We start from the raw sequence: 15,495 nt of genomic DNA on the forward strand, positions 1-15,495 counted from the left end.
ACAAGGGATCCCTGTGCCCTCCGCTTCCTCCGGTTCCTCCGATTCCTTCCGTCCTGTTCCGTCCAGCCTGCGGCGGGACGCCGACTTCCGGCGGCTCTGGCTGGGGCAGACGGCCTCCCAACTCGGTGAACACGCAAGCCTGGTGATTCTGCCGCTCCTGGCCGTCCTGACACTCGACGCCAGTGCCGGCCGGCTGGGCGTGCTCCGCGCGGTGGGGCAGGCCCCGATCCTGTTGCTCTCGCTCTTCGCCGGTGCCTGGGTAGACAGATGGCGCACCCGTACGACGATGGTGCTCGCGGACGCCGGCCGGGCCCTGGCCCTCGGCGCCGTGGCCCTGGCCTGCCTCTTCGGCCGGCTCGGCATGCCCGGCCTGTTCGTGCTCGCCTTCGCCGTCGGGGCCCTGTCCGTCTTCTTCGACGTGGCGTACCAGGCGTCCCTCGTACGTCTGGTCAATCGCGACCAACTCCTGCGCGGGAACAGCGCGCTGGAGGGCAGCCGGTCCGCGGCACAGATCGGGGGTCCCGCGCTCGGCGGTGCGCTGGTGTCCCTGCTGTCGGCACCGATCGCCGCCGCCTCCGGCGCGCTGTTCTTCGCGCTGTCGTTCCTGTCGATCCGCCGGATCCGCCGAGCCGAGGCGGTCCCGAAGCGCCCGGAACACCCGCCGGGGGTCGGGCACCGGATCCATGAGGGCCTGCGCTTCGTCGCCCGCGACCGCGTGCTCCGTGCCGTGTGCCTGGCCTCGGCCGCGTTCCAGTTCTCCTTCGCGGCCATGATGACCGTCTACCTGCTGTTCCTGCCGCGGGAGCTGCACCTGCCGGGCACCGTCGTGGGGCTGGCGCTCGCGGCGGCGGGACCGGGCGCGCTGCTGGGCTCGCTGCTGGCGGCCCGGCTGCCGCGCCGGTTCGGCCACGGCACGGTGCTCGTGTGCGCGGCAGCGCTCGGCGACGGCATGTTCCTGTGTGTGCCCGCGCTGCACGGCTCTTCCGCGGCGACCGTTCCCGCGCTGCTCGCGGTCGGATTCGTGTTCGGGTTCGGCGGCCAGTTGGTGAATGTCACGATCATGGCCGTCCGCCAGGCCGTCACGCCGGACGGGATGCAGGGCCGCGCGGCCGCCACGATCACGTTCGCCGGTATGGGGCTGGCCCCGCTCGGCTCCCTGTCCGGCGGATTCCTCGCGGGGGAGTGGGGGCTGCGCACCGGCCTGCTGGTGGCGGCCGCGGGCATGATGCTGTCCCCGGTGGTGATGGCCTTCTCCCCGCTCGCACGCCTGGGGCGAGAGCTTCCGGCCCCGCGCGGCGGGCCGACCGGAGGCTGACCTCCTCGGCCGGAGCCGGCAGGTGTGGAAGGGTGGAAGGGTAAGGAACGACCCAGCCAACCGGCACGCGTGATGTTCGTTCTGGCCGCCCCGGGGCCGCGGGGTTCGACTGCGCACGGCGCCCGACCGGCGCGTCCCCTGGCCGTTCGCAGGTCGCGTACCGCATCGTGAACGGGTTGCTGACCTGCAGGGAGACCGCCGTGGACGTCTGCTGAGCCAGACGGGTGCGCCGGTGAGGTCGACAGGCCTAAGGGGCGAATGTGATGAGCCGAGCGAAGCAGCCTCCGGAGCGGGCGGCCGATCCGGAGAAGGCGGCATCGGACCCGAGCGGGCTGATGGACCTGTTGGGCGTCGCCGCGGTGCTCGTGGAGGCCGACGGCCGGATCGACATGTGGAGTCCCCAGGCCGAGGAACTGTTCGGCTACACCGGCGACGAAGCGGTCGGGCAGTACGCCGCCATCCTGCTTCTCCACCCCGAAGACCGCGAGGCGGGGATGGGACTGTTCGCCGAGGTGATGGAGACCGGCCGGCACTGGGCGGGGCCCTTCCCCGTCCGGCTCAAGGACGGCAGCACCCGGATCATCGAGTTCCGCAACATGCGGCTGACGGACAGCCTCGGCGATCACTACGCGCTGGGGCTGGCCACCGACAGGGCCACGGTGCGGCAGGTGGAGCGCAAGGTGGCCCTGTCCAGCCAGCTGGTCACCCAGGCGCCGATCGGCCTGTCCGTCCTGGACACCCAGCTGCGGTACGTGGCCGTCAACGGGGCCCTCGCCTCGATGCACGGCGTCCCCGAAGCCGACCATGTGGGCCGCCACTTCCGGGAGATCCTGCCCGGAGCGCCCTTCACGACCGCGGAGAACCAGATGCTGGAGGTCCTGGAGACCGGCCGGCCCATGGTGGACGAGCAGGTGGTGGGCCGTACCCGCGCCGACCCCGACAACGACCACGCCTGGGCCGTGTCGCTCTACCGCCTGGAGGACCACGGCGGCCACGTGCTCGGGATCGCCAGCGTGGTGGTGGACGTCACCGACCGGTACGAGGCGGCCAGGCAGGCCGAGCGGGCCCAGCAGCGTCTGCGCCTGATGGCCGACGGCTCGGCCCGCATCGGGACCACCCTGGAGGTGGAGCGGACCGCCCAGGAGCTGGCGGACGTCCTGGTGCCCGACCTGGCCGACATGATCGCGGTGGACATCCTGGACTCCGTCCTGCGGACGGGCCGTCCGGACCGCGGCGAGGGCCCGGCACTGTTCCGCGCCCTGGCGGTGAAGACCGCCTATCCCACCGCCGCCTCCGATGCGATCATCGCGCCCGGCCACCTCGCCACGTACCACGCGGACCACCCGGCAGCCCATTGCTTCCGCACCCGCAAGCCCCTGCTGATCACCCATCTCGACAGCGGCGATCTCAGCCGCATCGCTGCCGACGACGCTGCCGCCGGCCTGCTCGCCGAAGCCGGTGTCCACACCGACATGGCCGTCCCTCTCATCGCGCGCGGAGAGATCATCGGGGTGATGGGCCTCGCCCGCGCACGCAACCCCCAGCCCTTCGACGAGGACGATCTCACCCTCGCCTGCGAACTGGCCTCGTCCGCCGCGCTCAGCATCGACAACGCCGTCCTGCACCAGCACATCCGCAGCGCCGCCGAAACCCTCCAGCGCAGCCTGCTGCCCCAGCCCTCGCCCCGCCGCCCCGGTCTGGAGATCGCCGCCCGGTACCGGCCCGCCCAGGCCTTCAGCGAAGTCGGCGGCGACTGGTACGACGTCCTGCCTCTCAGCGGCGACCGGACCGCCCTGGCGGTGGGTGACGTCATGGGCAGCGGCATCCCGGCCGCCACCGCCATGGGCCGGCTGCGCACCGCCACCTCCACCCTCGCCGACCTCGACCTCGCCCCGAGCCGGATCCTCACCCACCTCGACAGGATCACCCAGGGTCTGGACCCCTTCATCGCCACGTGTGTGTACGCCGTCTACGACCCGCACCACTCCCGCCTGCACGTCGCCTGCGCCGGCCACCTGCCCCCGGTCCTGGTGCGCGACGGCAGACCGCCCGAACTGCTCGACCTGCCCACCGGCACCCCGCTGGGAGTCGGCAGCGGTCCCTTCGAGACCGCCGCCCTCACCATGAACCCCGGCGATCAACTCGTCCTGTACACCGACGGCCTGGTGGAGACCCGCGACGACCCCATCGACCAGCGCCTGGACGACCTCCTGCGCCTGCTGTCCCCGCCCTGCCGCTCCGCGGAGGAGACCTGCGACCTGCTGCTCCGGCAACTGCGCGGCCCCGCCGACCACGATGACGTCGCGCTGCTCATCGCCCGGGCAAGGCCCCTGGCCGGGCTCTGACGGCTGCGTCCGCTCCGGACGGCCGGCCTCCCGCGATTCGCTGATGTGTGCGAAGCCGCCCGCGGTGTTATTCAATGAGGTGTGTGGTCAGGGAGCTCGGGGCCCCGACCGCACGGGTCCGGACCCGGCCCCGGCATCGCGTCGGGGATTGCTGAGAGAGCCGCATGGACTCCACACCCTCGCCCTCGTCCTCCTCGGCGTTCGACCTGGTGAGCCGCGCCCTCGGGCGTTACATCCCGCAAGGCGGAGCGGCAGCGGCCGAACCGCGGGGTGACCGCACCACGCGCCGGCAGGTGCCCGACAACCCGGCTGCCGGCGCACAGGAGCAGATCCTCGGCGCGGTCAACCTGGACCGGGACCTGATCATCACCCGCTGCAATCTGGAAGCCCCCGTGTTCGCGGGTCTGGACGCGGCGGCGGGCCGGCCGTTCGTCGACCTCCTGCCGCCCGGGGACGTACCGACGGTGACACGGCGGTTGCGGCAGGTGATCGACAGCGGTGAGGCGCATGTCGCCCGCATCCAGCGCCTGCGGCGCGGCGACGGGTCGGAGCTGGTGGTCTCGATGAGCATCCTGCCCTCCGCTGCGCCGGAGGGCGGCCTGACGGTCTCCGTGATCGCCATGGCCAGGAGACTGCACCTCTACGCCGCCGAGACGGCGATCGGCACCTCGCTGGACATCGGCGAGACCGCACAATCGCTGGCGGAGTCCCTGCTGGCCTGGGGAGACGTGGCCGCCGTGGACCTCGACTTCTCCGTGTGGACGGGGGAGGGGGTCTCCGGCAGGGCGCACGGGCGTATCCGGCTGCGGCGGGCGGCCCTCGTACCGGACCGGGTGTGGCCCGATGGCTACATGACGCCGGGCGACGATCTCCCCGGCGACGCGAGTCGCCTGCTCGCCCAGGCGGTGCTGCGGGACGATGCGCCGCAGACCATCGTCATACCCGACGGTGAGGCGGTCGAGCGGGTCTTCGGCAGCCCACGCGTGGCGCGTGCCCTGGTGCCCGGGGACCGCTCGGCAGGGGTGGTGTGCATACCACTCGTCCTCGACAGCGTGCCGCCCATCGTGCTGGGCGTGGCGGAGGTCTGGCGCCGGGCGGACTGCCCCTTCCGCGACAGTGAGCTGTTCGACCTTCAGGAGCTGGTGGCCAGAACCGCCCACCACGTCGACCTCGCCCGACAGCACCAGCGCGAGCACACGCAGGTACTGGCGTTGCAGCGCCGGCTCCTGCCCCGGGCCGGTGGCGACACCATCGAGATCGCCAGCGTCTACCAGCCCGCCACCCCCGACAGCGCGGGCGTCGGCGGCGACTGGGTGAACAGCTTCCCGCTGCCCGACGGGCGTACCGCGCTGGTGGTCGGTGATGTCGTGGGGCACGGCCTGGGGGCCGCCGCGACCATGGGCCAGCTGAGCATGGAGGCCCGCGCGCTGCTGTCCGCTGGGCTCGCACCCGACCAGGTGCTGGAGCACCTGGACGAGACGGTGACGGTACTGGACGACGCCGAGTCCGGGCTGGCGGCCGGCTACAGCGCCCTCGGCTCGACCTGCTGCATCGCCCTCTACGACCCGGTCGGCCACCACGTGACGCTGTCCAGCGCCGGCCACCTCCCCCCGATCCTGGTCTCCCCGGACGGGCGGGCGGGCCCCCTCGCGATCCGCCCTCACCCAGGCCTGGGAGCCGAGTTCGCGCTGCGGGAGCCGTTCGACGTGTACACCGTCGGCGTGCCGCCCGGCTCGGTGCTCGCCCTCTACACCGACGGCCTGGTGGAGGACCCCGCCCTGTCGATCGACGAGGGCATGGGCAGGCTGGCGGACGCGGTGGCCACGGTGCACCCCTGGGACACCCTGCAACGGACCGCCCGGCACGTCGTCTCCGAACTGGCGCCCGCGCCTCAGCGGGACGACGTGACGCTCCTGCTCGCGCGCATGATCGGCTACCGCAAGGGGGACACGGCGACCTGGCGGCTGGCCGCCCGCGACGACGCCCCGGCCCGGGCCCGCGAGCACGTGTCCGCGCTGCTGAGGCAGTGGCGCACCAGGGACGACACCCGGCACAACGCGACGCTGCTGGTCAGCGAGCTGGTCACGAACGCGGTGCGCTTCGCCACCGGCCCCATCACGGTGCGGCTCATCAGGGCCGGGCACCGCCTGCTGTGCGAGGTGGGAGACACCGGCAACGGCAGGCCACGGCTGAGGCGTGCCGACCTGCTCGACGACGGAGGCCGTGGCCTGAGCATCGTGCACCGGCTCACCACCCGGTGGGGGGTGCGGTGGACGGACACGGGCAAGGTCGTCTGGGCGGAAGTGGCGCGGTGACGCGGCACGCACCGGCCCCTTCAGCGCTCTACAGCCACTGCCCCTCGAGGGCCGTCGCCGTGAGCCCCGGTGCCGCCGCGTACAGAACGGCGCGGTTTCCGGGCTTCTGCAGCCCCGCGTCGTGCGCCCGCCGCAGGATGTCGAAGACGGCGGCGCCACCGCGGTTGCCGCTGGTGTAGCTGTCCCGGCTGTGGTCGAGGAGCCCCGGCGGCCACGTGTCGGGCATCGTCTGCTCCATGTACTCCAGCACCCGGGTGCCGCCGGGGTGCGCGAGCAGCACGTCGGGATGCCAGGCGTGGGGGTCGTCCTGGTAGCGGGCGTGCAGCCACTCCCACATCGCGGTGACCGTCTCCTGCACGGCGCGCGGGCCGCGCCGGTCCATCACGAAGTGGGTGCCGTCCGCCCGTGTCTCCAGGCGGTGCAGGTCCTGGGTGCCGGGCAGGGTGTGATGCCAGGCGGCGTCCAGCCGCAGCACGGCCTCGGGCCTCGGGCGGCCCGTGACCACCGCTGCCACGGCGGTGTCGGCGAACAGCAGCCGGACGATCAGGGACTCCAGGGTGTCGTCCGCGGGCTGGTAGGTCGTGCTCAGCGCCTCCGATATGACGACCAGGACCACCCGGTCGGGGTCGGCGGCCACGAGGTCCGCTGCCAGGGCCAGTGAGCGGGTCCCCGCGATACAGGCCCACTGCGTGGCCGGCAGGAGCATCACGTCGCTGCGCAGCTGCAGCCTGTTGGCCAGGGTCATGTCCAGACCCGGCAGCGCCGGAGTGGTGGAGTGACTGGTGATCAGACAGTCGACGTCCGAGGCGTCCAGCCCGGCTGTCTGCAGGGCCCCGCGCGCCGCGCGCTCCCCGTAGGACTGCACGGCCTCCCAGGCCGGCGCGGTGCGCTCCTGGACGGTCTGCGGTGCGGGTATGGATGCGAGGGCGGTCATCACGCGGTCCACCTCCTGCTGGGTGAAGCCGTCGCGGACCAAGGCCTGTTGGGTGGGCTCCGTGCCGACCGCCCGCAGGCCGCCGCCCTCGCCGGGCGCGACGGCGGTCTCCAGCGGCAGCATCCAGCCACGGGTCTCGATGCCGGTGCTCGCCGCGATGCCGTCGATGCGCGGCGCCCACGCCGCGTGGGGGTGCCGGTCCCGCACCTCCGCCACGATCTCACTGGTCTTCACGGCGTGCTCGCCGTGGATCACGGCAGGCGGGCAGAGGTAAGCGGCCATGATGGGGCACCTTCCAGAGGGGACAGGGAGAATGTCACGAGTGCTGTGTCATGGGTCACTTCGGAACTTAGCGCCCAAGAGGATGCCGGTGAACGCCCTTTCGGGAGCCGGTGTCCGTTTCGAGCATGGAGGCTAAAGGGATATTTCCGCTGTTATGCGCACAACTCAGGCGCACTTTGGGTGCTGTGACTCGGCTCACCTCTGGACCGGTTCCACCTTGCTGCGGAAGTGGCCGAGAAGCGGGGGCTGTTCGACCAGGCGGTAGCCCGGGATCCGCTCCTTGTCCTTGACCGTGGCGGCCAGGACCTCGCCGAGCGCATGGCCGGGAAAGCGGTGCGCGGGGATGTGCGGAAGCAGGCGGCCCGCGTCGCACCGCTCGGCCAGGGCGCGGCCCCACAGACCGAGGAAGCCGCCGATGTGGACGATGCCGTCCTTCTTCGCGCTCATCAGGCAGCCGTCGGCCAGAACACCCGCTCGGCGACCTGACGCGGGCTCATGTCGCGACAGGCGGCCTCGTGCCGGGTGACCAGCCAGGCGTTCTCTGCGACGCATGAGGAGAGGACGTTCCGAGAGGAGCCGGCACGCACCCGAACGGGTGGTTCCCTCACTCCGACGGCGTAGGACGACGCCTCATGCGGGGCGGCGGCAGCGGCCCGGGCCGGAAGCTCCATGGAGCCGCTCGCCCGAATCCGGACTGCCTCCCTCACCCCCGCACCACTCCACGGCCCGGGAGCCCATCATGTCCCGTAGGAACCCTCCCCGCGTGAGCGTGATCATCCCCGCGTACAACGCGATGCCGGAACTCACGAAGTGCGTCACGTCCGTCATGGAGCAGACGCTCGGACCGGACAAGATCGAGATCATCGCGGTCGACGACGGCTCCACCGACGGCACCGGAAGCGAACTGGACCGCCTCGCACGAACCTGCTCCGGCCTCCGCGTCGTGCACCGGCCCAACAGCGGAGGTGCCGGAGTCCCCCGCAACACCGGTCTGGACCTGGCCGGCGGTGACTACGTCTTCTTCCTGGACTCCGACGACTACCTCGGCCCGGACGCCCTGCGCCGCATGGTCGCGATGGCGGACGAGAACCGTACCGACGTGGTCCTCGGCAAGATGGTGTCGGTCGGCGGACGCGCCGTCCCGACGGCCGTCTTCTCGCACAACCAGCCCCGGACGGACCTCTTCTCCTCCCACGCCTACCGCACCCTCGGCTGCTGGAAGCTGTTCCGGCGCTCGCTGATCGAACGGCTGGAGCTGAGATTCCCGCCGTACCGCAACTGCGAGGACAAGCCCTTCACCGCCGCCGCCTACCTCAACGCCGACGGCATCTCCGTGGTGGCCGACTATGACTGCTACTACTCCCGCAACCGCCAGAACGGCAACAACCTCACCCTCACCGCCGCCGACCTCGCCCACCGCATGGACGGCACCCGCCTGTGCTTCGAAACGGTCGCCCGCTACCTGGACCCCGGCCCGCGCCAGGACCGGATCATGCGCCGCCACGTGGAGTGGGAGCTGTGCGGGCCGCTGCGCGCTCTGCTGCCCCGGGAGAGCGAAGAGCGGGCACGGGAGCACTTCTACCCGCAGTTCCGGGACTGGGCGCGGACCTACGTGACCGACGGCGTCTTCCAGTTGATCGCCCCGCAGGACCGGCTGATCGTCCACCTCCTGCGCGCGGACCGCTTCGAGGACCTCATGACCGTGGCCCGCAACGCCAAGGCGGACGCGGAGCGCGGCCACGTCGTCGACAAAGGCCGCGTCTACTGGGCCCACCCCTTCTTCCGCGACCCCGGGAAGGCGGTCCCGGACGTCTGCTTCGACACCACGGACCGCCTCCCCGTCCACCACGAACTGGCCGAAGCGGCCTGGACGGGCGACGGCGATGTCCTCCGCCTCGGCGGCCACGCACGCATCGAGTCCCTGGGCCCCCTCCAGTCCACAACTCAACTGATCCTGCGCCCGAGCGGCTTCCGCCACCCGGACATCCGTGTGCCCGTGACCGTCGGCACCGCCCCGCACCACGGTGACGACGCGGCGGCCGGTTTCACCGTCGACGTCGACCTGAGCACCGTGGACGCGGGCGCCCCGCTCGGCGGCGGCCAGTGGGACCTCCACCTGGATGTACGCGCCCAGGGGGTCAGCCGAACCGTCAGGCTCCGGCAGACCCGGACGGACACGGACGGCCGGAGGACCGCCCCACCGGAGCGGGAGCTGGCCACCGGCTCCCGGCGGGGCCACGAGCCCACCACGGCACGCCCCTTCTTCACGCCCCAGGGCAACTTCTCCCTCGACGTCCGGCAGTCCGAGGCCGAGCCGGCATGCCTCGTGACCGGAATCGCCTGGGACACCTTCGCCCCCGCCACGCTCGTCGTCAGCGGACGCCTGACCGGCGAAGCCGCACGCCACCCCGAACCCGTCGCCCTGCGCGCCGAAGAGGACGCGGGCTCGGTCCGAGAGGTGCCCCTGCTGTACGCACCGCACGGCAGCCGCACCTTCACTGCCCGCATGCCGGTCAGGAACCTGCGACCGGGGCGCTGGACGCTGACCCTGCGCACGGACGACCCGAAGAGCCCTGTTCCCGTCCCGACCCCGAAGGCACTGTCCGGCACCCGCTGGTATCGCGCCGCCCGGCTCGGACGCCCCTACTACGCCAAGCCGCTCGCCGGCAGCCCGAAGCGAGCACTGGTACTGCGCGTGGCGCCGGTCAGGCCGGTTGCGGCCCTGCGTCGACGACTCGGCTGACCGGAAGGCCCAGCCGGTGCGCGACGGCGCCGAGGGCTGTGCCCAGTGGGAGAGACACCCTCGTGAGGGCGTACTGGTCGCCCCTGGTCTGATCCCGGTTGACGATCAGCACCGGCTTCCCGGCCTGGGCCGCCTGGCGGACGAAGCGGAGCCCGGACATCACCGTCAACGAGGAGCCCAGGACCAGCAGCGAGGCCGCCCCGCGGACCAGCTCGCGGCAGTGCTCGACGCGCTCCTGCGGAACCGATTCGCCGAAGAACACGACGTCCGGTTTGAGGATGCCGCCGCAGACCGTGCAGGGAACCACGCGGAAGCCTGCGACCTGGTCGTCCGTGAGGTCGGCGTCACCGTCCGGGTTGATCCCGGCGGCCACGGGCTCGAACCCCGGGTTGGCCTCCTCCAGCCGCCGGGCGAGTTCGCGGCGCGGGCTGAAGGCGCCGCAGGAAAGGCAGACGACCCGGGCCAGGGTGCCGTGGAGTTCCACGACGTCGGCGCTGCCGGCGGCCTGGTGCAGGCCGTCCACGTTCTGGGTGATGACGCCCGAGAGCAGGCCGTGCTGGCCGAAGGCCGCGACGGCCAGGTGCCCGGCGTTGGGACGGGCCCGGCCGAAGGTGCGCCAGCCGAGGTGGCTGCGCGCCCAGTACCGGCGCCGGGCCTGGGCGCTCGCGGTGAAGTCCTGGTAGGTCATCGGAGTGTGCCGGCTGAGGCTCCCGCCCTCGCCCCGGTAGTCGGGGATGCCCGACTCCGTCGAGATGCCCGCTCCGCTGAGCACCAGCACTCCGCCGGTGCCCAGCGCATCGGCGACCGGCCCCGGGTCCGAGGTCGCGGGCAGCAGGTCCTCGGAAGGGGTCCAGCTCAGGGTGGGACGCATGCGCATGCAGTCAGGGTACGAAAGGACACCCCCGCAAGGAGACCGCACGGTCATGACCGGCGGCCGGCGGGAGCCGCCCCCTCCACCGTCCCTGAGCCGATATCAGGCCGAGACGTTTGGCCGGGCCGGATCGGCGTACCCGATGACTTAACACAATCCTTATACGACGAAGCGGAGACGGACCATGGGCATCATCGCTTGGATCATCATCGGGCTGCTCGCCGGCGCGATCGCCAAGGCCTTGATGCCGGGCAAGGACCCCGGCGGCATCATCATCACCATGCTCATCGGCATCGCCGGCGGTCTGCTCGGCGGCTGGCTGGGCAAGGTCATCTTCGGCGTCGACTCCGTCGACGGGTTCTTCGAACTCTCCACCTGGATCGCCGCGATCGTCGGCTCCCTCATCCTGCTGGCCCTCTACCGCGTCGTCACCGGCAACCGGCGCTCGCACCGCCACGCGTGACCCTTTGACGGCAGACCCTCCGGACGCACCTCGACGGCTCCCTCCCCGCGCACAGGGCAGGGAGCCGTCGAGGTGCGTCCGCACCACCCTCAGCAAGGGCGGCGCCACACCCCGAGCTCCGGTTCCTTCAGCATCGACGACAGCTTCAACCGGCGGGACTCGGCGCAGAAACCGCTCCGGGGCTCCGTGTACTCCACGTGGAAGACCGCCTTGCCCGCCGCGATGAACGGGGAGAGCTCGCCGCACTCGTCGTACTGGGCGCACTCCTCGTTGACCGCGAAGTCGAAGTGGTCCACGAGCTGGGGGATCTGGGGCAGGTCGTTCTTCAGCCCCACCGACAGCCCGCGCTCGTGGGCGATGGCCGCGATCATACGGTTGTACCTGAGCTGGTCGCGGGCCGTGAGCGGGAAGCCGGTGTCGTTGCCGTAGCCCTCCACCAGATCGGGTTCCACCGCGTCGAAGCCCTTGTCGCGGCACATGTCGAAGCGGCGTTCCATGATCGGGCGCAGGACGGCCAGCCGCCGGATGTCCAGCCACCGTTCGCCCGCCCACCCGTTGGGCTCGCCCAGCACCGAGTGCGGGAAGGCGTCCCGGTCCGGCCGGAAGTCCTCCCACGCACCCACGTTGACGTAGCAGATGACCTTCTTCCCGGCGCGGTGCAGCCGGGCCACGTCCGCCGCGGAGTTCTCGAAGCCGTCGATGTCGTAGACGGGAACATCGGCCGAGGCGTCGACCCTGCCGTCCAGTTGCCACTGCCAGGCGAGACCAGGACGGGGTTTCCACACAGCCCGGGACGGTGACGTCGTACCCGGCGGGTCGGCGGATCGCTCGGCGCTGCCGGAGCAGCCCGTCAGCACCGCGGTCGTCAGGGCGGTCAGCAGGGCCGCGCGGACGGGAACCCGCCCACTCATCGCTGCGCTCCGGTGAGCGCGGGCGTCAACTGGGCCCAAGGGTTGGGTGGTTCACCCGTCACCGGCCCGCTGACCGCCGCTCCGCGCTCGTGCGCGGTCCGCACGGCGAGGGGAACGAGCGCCCCGGGCACGCCGTAGACGAGGTGGCACAGCCGCTCGGGCGGGTGCCGTGCGGTCCATGCCGGCCGGCTGAAGGCGGAGACGTACGTCGACCAGTGGCCCTCGAAGGTGACGGTCAGGTCGGCGAGGCGGACGTAGCCCGGGGCCGGATGGACCCCGGGGTTGAGAACGACCGTCCCCGCACCCAGCCGGCGTACCGCCCGTACCAGGCGGCGGCAGGCCGGCAGCCCGTCCGCGGTCGCCGTCACCCGGTCCAGGAAGCAGCCGTCCGCCGCGTACCACTCCCGGTGCCGGCGCACGTCCTCGGCGATGTCCGCGGCATCGCGCACCCCGTAGTCGGTGTCGACGTAGCCCAGCAGACGCGCCCCCGCGGCCCGCAGCGCACCGGCAGCGGCGGTGAACGCCGGGTCGGGGACCTCGCCCGGACCGCTCGCCGGGTTGAGGACGACCCCGTAGGTGCGGTTCGCGGCGGTGATCAGCCGGTGCCAGGCGCCCGGGTCCTCGGCCGGATGGACGTACAGCGGGATCAGCAGGTTCACGGCGCGCGGCCCCCTTCCCACAGCGCGGCCAGCGCGTCGTCGAGGGTGTGGGCCGGACGCCAGCCCAGGGCCCGCCCGGCGGCGGCGATGTCGGAACACTGCCACGACACCTGCGCGGAACGGGCCGAGCCGGCCGTGCCCTCCTCGATCCGGCCCCGGAAGCCGGCCAGATCGGCCAGACCGCGCACCAGGTCACGCACCGGAACGGCCCGGCCGCCGCCGATGTTGAGGACGGGCGGCAGCGGACCCGGGGCCGTGGCCGCGAGTACCGCCGCCCGTGCCACGTCGCGCACGTCGACGAAGTCGCGATGGGCGGACAGGTCGCCGAGCCGCAGCACCGCCTCCGGTCCGGGGCCGGTCTCCCGCAGCAGTGCGGCGATCCGGCCCGGCAGTCCGGAGGGCGGCGCCCCGGGCCCCACCGGATTGCCCACCCGCAGCACCACCGCGTCCAGCCCGGAGGCGGTCACCGCCACCGTGCCCGCGAGCTTGGTCGCGCCGTAGGGTCCCACCGGGCAGGTGGCCGCCGACTCCGTCACCGGGATGCCCGGTGCGCCGGGGCCGTACTCGGCGGCCGAGCCCAGGTGCACCAGGCGAGCCGCCGGGGCCGCCTCGCGCAGTGCGGCGCACAGTACCGCGGGGCCGCGGGCGTTGACCTCGGCGAGGGTGACGGTGTCGCCGCCGGTCGCGCCCGCGCAGTTGATCACGGTGTCGGGCGCGGCCGACGTGAGGGCCTTCGCCAGCCGCTCCGGGCGGACCAGGGCGAGATCGACGTCGAGGTCGGCGGCCGGAGACCGGCCGCCGCCGAGCACCTGCGCGCCGGGCAGGGCGCGCAGCCGCTCGACGACGTGAGTGCCGAGATAGCCGGTGAAGCCCAGGACGAGAATGCGCATGACGTGCTCAGGCTCCCTTGAGCAGCAGCGACTTGCGGGTGGTGAACTCCGCGTTGGCCCGGTCGTAGTCGTCCGGGCGGCCGATGTCCAGCCAGTACCCGTCGAACTCGTAGGCGTGCGGCTTGTTCTGCGTCTTCAGCAGATCGAGCACCAACTCGTCGAAGCCCAGCGGCAGTCCCGGCGTGTAGCCCTCCAGCGTGGCGAGGGACAGGCCGTAGACGCCCATGGAAACGCGGTAGTCCATGCTCGGCTTCTCGGTGAACGCCACGACTCTGCTGGAGTCGGTGGTCAGCACCCCGAAGTCGATGTGCACCTTGCGGGCGTACGTCGCGATGGTCAGCGGAGCCCCGGACGCGCGGTGCCGCCGCAGGACGTCGGCGTAGTCGAGGTCGGTGAGGACGTCGCCGTTCATCACCAGGAAGGTCTCGGGCAGACGGTCACGCAGGGTGAGCAGCGGGCCCATGGTGCCCAGGGGGCTCTCCTCGGTGGCGTAGTCGACGGCCAGGCCCCACTGGGAGCCGTCGCCGACGTAGGCGCGGATGATCTCGCCGAGGTGGCCGATGGCGATGGTGCAGCTGGTGAAACCGGCCGTGGACAGCTGGCGCAGCACGATCTCCAGGATGGCGTGCTGGTCGCCGATGGGCACGAGCGGCTTGGGCAGCGCGGTGGTGTACGGCCGCAGCCGGACGCCCTTGCCTCCCGCCAGGATCACTGCGTGCATGGGGCTCCTCCTTCGTGAACGTGCGCTGACGTGCCGGACGGGGTCAGATGTTGTAGATGCCGGTCTTGTAGCGGGCCAGGTTGGCCGGGTCGCGGAAGAACGTCACGGTGTGGGCGAGGCCCTCCTCCAGCGTGTGCGCGGGCTGCCAGCCGGTTGCGGCGGCGAGCTGGCTCGCGTCGGCGACGAGGCGCATCACCTCGGAGTTGGCGGGGCGGATGCGGGCGGTGTCCTCGCGGACGTCGAGGGCGGTGTCCATCACCTTGCCGATGAGCGCGACCAGGTCGCCGACCGAGATCTCCCCGCCGGTACCGGCGTTGAAGGTACGGCCCACCACCCGCTCGGCGGGCGCCGTACCGACGGCGAGGAAGGCCTGCGCGGTGTCCTTGACGAAGGTGAAGTCCCGGGTGGGACGCAGGTCGCCGAGGGTGATCGTGCGCTCCCCGGCCGCGACCTGCCCGATGACGGTGGGGATGACCGCCCGCATCGACTGGCGCGGTCCGAAGGTGTTGAAGGGCCGCAGCGTGACGACCGGCGTGTCGAAACTGGCGTGGTAGCTGTCGGCCAGCCGGTCCCCGCCCGCCTTCGAAGCGGCGTACGGGGACTGGGTGTTGATGGGGTGGTCCTCGGTGATGGGCACGGTCTGCGCGGTGCCGTACGTCTCGCTGGTGGAGGTGTGCACCAGCCGGGGCGTGCCGAGGGCCCGCACGGCTTCCAGCACGTTGAGGGTGCCGGTGACGTTGGTGTCCACGTAGCTGTGCGGGGCCTGGTAGGAGTACGGGATCGCGATCAGGGCGGCCAGGTGGTAGGCGGTGTCGGCGCCGTCGAGGAGGCCGCGGACGGAGCCCGGGTCACGGACGTCACCGAGGACGATCTCCACCTGGTCCAGGACGTCCGGATGCAGGGTCTCCAGCCAGCCGTAGGAGGAGAAGGAGTTGTACTGGGCCATGGCCCTGACCCGGTGTCCGGAGGCGACCAGCGCCTCGGTGAGGTGCGAGCCGATGAAGCCCTCGGCTCCGGTGACGGCGGCGAGCGGTGCGGAGGTCAAC

13 protein-coding genes are annotated in these 15,495 nt (G+C 72.2%); 5 read left to right on the forward strand and 8 right to left on the reverse strand.

All coding sequences use genetic code 11. The annotated features are described in order from the left end of the window. Positions 1-13: 13 nt before the first annotated feature. From RFN52_RS38605 to RFN52_RS38615, 3 genes are all read left to right on the forward strand, one after another. Positions 14-1,315, forward strand: a complete 1,302-nt coding sequence (locus RFN52_RS38605) for an MFS transporter (protein ID WP_311241166.1) — start codon at positions 14-16, stop codon at positions 1,313-1,315. Positions 1,316-1,578: 263 nt separating this feature from the next. Further along, positions 1,579-3,660 (forward strand): SpoIIE family protein phosphatase, encoded by a 2,082-nt coding sequence (locus tag RFN52_RS38610; RefSeq protein WP_184853554.1) that lies wholly within the window; start codon positions 1,579-1,581, stop codon positions 3,658-3,660. A gap of 164 nt (positions 3,661-3,824) precedes the next feature. After that, positions 3,825-5,975: an ATP-binding SpoIIE family protein phosphatase gene (locus RFN52_RS38615; protein ID WP_184853555.1), complete on the forward strand. Its 2,151-nt coding sequence runs from the start codon at positions 3,825-3,827 to the stop codon at positions 5,973-5,975. Between the two features lie 28 nt (positions 5,976-6,003). Here RFN52_RS38615 and RFN52_RS38620 read toward each other — a convergent pair whose 3' ends face one another. After that, a complete protein-coding gene (locus tag RFN52_RS38620; RefSeq protein ID WP_184853556.1) occupies positions 6,004-7,191 on the reverse strand; it encodes a beta-ketoacyl-[acyl-carrier-protein] synthase family protein in 1,188 nt (395 codons plus the stop codon). A gap of 195 nt (positions 7,192-7,386) precedes the next feature. Continuing rightward, a complete protein-coding gene (locus RFN52_RS38625) occupies positions 7,387-7,638 on the reverse strand; it encodes a hypothetical protein (protein ID WP_184853557.1) in 252 nt (83 codons plus the stop codon). A 316-nt stretch (positions 7,639-7,954) separates the two neighbouring features. Here RFN52_RS38625 and RFN52_RS38630 point away from each other — a divergent pair, with 316 nt between their 5' ends. Then, on the forward strand, positions 7,955-9,934 hold the full coding sequence (locus tag RFN52_RS38630; RefSeq protein ID WP_311241167.1) for a glycosyltransferase family 2 protein: 1,980 nt from the start codon (positions 7,955-7,957) through the stop codon (positions 9,932-9,934). Here the strand turns inward: RFN52_RS38630 and RFN52_RS38635 are convergent. Beyond that, a complete protein-coding gene (locus tag RFN52_RS38635) occupies positions 9,897-10,811 on the reverse strand; it encodes an NAD-dependent protein deacetylase (RefSeq protein ID WP_184853559.1) in 915 nt (304 codons plus the stop codon). The two genes, RFN52_RS38630 and RFN52_RS38635, sit on opposite strands and share 38 nt — an antisense overlap. 178 nt (positions 10,812-10,989) lie before the next feature. Here RFN52_RS38635 and RFN52_RS38640 point away from each other — a divergent pair, with 178 nt between their 5' ends. Beyond that, the gene (locus RFN52_RS38640; protein ID WP_062931053.1) at positions 10,990-11,268 is read left to right on the forward strand and encodes a GlsB/YeaQ/YmgE family stress response membrane protein; all 279 of its coding nucleotides are present in this window, start codon (positions 10,990-10,992) and stop codon (positions 11,266-11,268) included. 89 nt (positions 11,269-11,357) lie between these two features. Here the strand turns inward: RFN52_RS38640 and RFN52_RS38645 are convergent, their stop codons facing one another. The 5 genes from RFN52_RS38645 to RFN52_RS38665 are packed head-to-tail and all read right to left on the reverse strand — an operon-like array spanning position 11,358 to position 15,494. Next, the gene (locus RFN52_RS38645; protein ID WP_184853560.1) at positions 11,358-12,179 is read right to left on the reverse strand and encodes an endo alpha-1,4 polygalactosaminidase; all 822 of its coding nucleotides are present in this window, start codon (positions 12,177-12,179) and stop codon (positions 11,358-11,360) included. After that, positions 12,176-12,838: a spherulation-specific family 4 protein gene (locus RFN52_RS38650; RefSeq protein ID WP_184853561.1), complete on the reverse strand. Its 663-nt coding sequence runs from the start codon at positions 12,836-12,838 to the stop codon at positions 12,176-12,178. Before RFN52_RS38650 ends, RFN52_RS38645 begins: the two co-directional genes overlap by 4 nt. Beyond that, positions 12,835-13,728, reverse strand: coding sequence for an NAD-dependent epimerase/dehydratase family protein (locus tag RFN52_RS38655; RefSeq protein ID WP_184853562.1), 894 nt, complete (start codon positions 13,726-13,728; stop codon positions 12,835-12,837). The genes RFN52_RS38650 and RFN52_RS38655 overlap by 4 nt, the downstream gene beginning before the upstream one ends. Before the next feature lie 7 nt (positions 13,729-13,735). Then, positions 13,736-14,449: a nucleotidyltransferase family protein gene (locus RFN52_RS38660; RefSeq protein ID WP_184853563.1), complete on the reverse strand. Its 714-nt coding sequence runs from the start codon at positions 14,447-14,449 to the stop codon at positions 13,736-13,738. A 43-nt stretch (positions 14,450-14,492) separates the two neighbouring features. Continuing rightward, positions 14,493-15,494, reverse strand: coding sequence for a GDP-mannose 4,6-dehydratase (locus RFN52_RS38665; RefSeq protein WP_184853564.1), 1,002 nt, complete (start codon positions 15,492-15,494; stop codon positions 14,493-14,495). Position 15,495 lies beyond the last annotated feature (1 nt).

It is taken from the genome of Streptomyces collinus (assembly GCF_031348265.1).
Lineage (GTDB): Bacteria > Actinomycetota > Actinomycetes > Streptomycetales > Streptomycetaceae > Streptomyces > Streptomyces collinus.

Coding starts and splice junctions, on each gene's coding strand:
- RFN52_RS38610 (WP_184853554.1), top strand. CDS start 1,579: ATGAGCCGAGCGAAGCAGCCTCCGGAGCGGGCGGCCGATCCGGAGAAG.
- RFN52_RS38615 (WP_184853555.1), top strand. CDS start 3,825: ATGGACTCCACACCCTCGCCCTCGTCCTCCTCGGCGTTCGACCTGGTG.
- RFN52_RS38620 (WP_184853556.1), bottom strand. CDS start 7,191: ATGGCCGCTTACCTCTGCCCGCCTGCCGTGATCCACGGCGAGCACGCC.
- RFN52_RS38625 (WP_184853557.1), bottom strand. CDS start 7,638: ATGAGCGCGAAGAAGGACGGCATCGTCCACATCGGCGGCTTCCTCGGT.
- RFN52_RS38635 (WP_184853559.1), bottom strand. CDS start 10,811: ATGCGCATGCGTCCCACCCTGAGCTGGACCCCTTCCGAGGACCTGCTG.
- RFN52_RS38640 (WP_062931053.1), top strand. CDS start 10,990: ATGGGCATCATCGCTTGGATCATCATCGGGCTGCTCGCCGGCGCGATC.
- RFN52_RS38645 (WP_184853560.1), bottom strand. CDS start 12,179: ATGAGTGGGCGGGTTCCCGTCCGCGCGGCCCTGCTGACCGCCCTGACG.
- RFN52_RS38655 (WP_184853562.1), bottom strand. CDS start 13,728: ATGCGCATTCTCGTCCTGGGCTTCACCGGCTATCTCGGCACTCACGTC.
- RFN52_RS38660 (WP_184853563.1), bottom strand. CDS start 14,449: ATGCACGCAGTGATCCTGGCGGGAGGCAAGGGCGTCCGGCTGCGGCCG.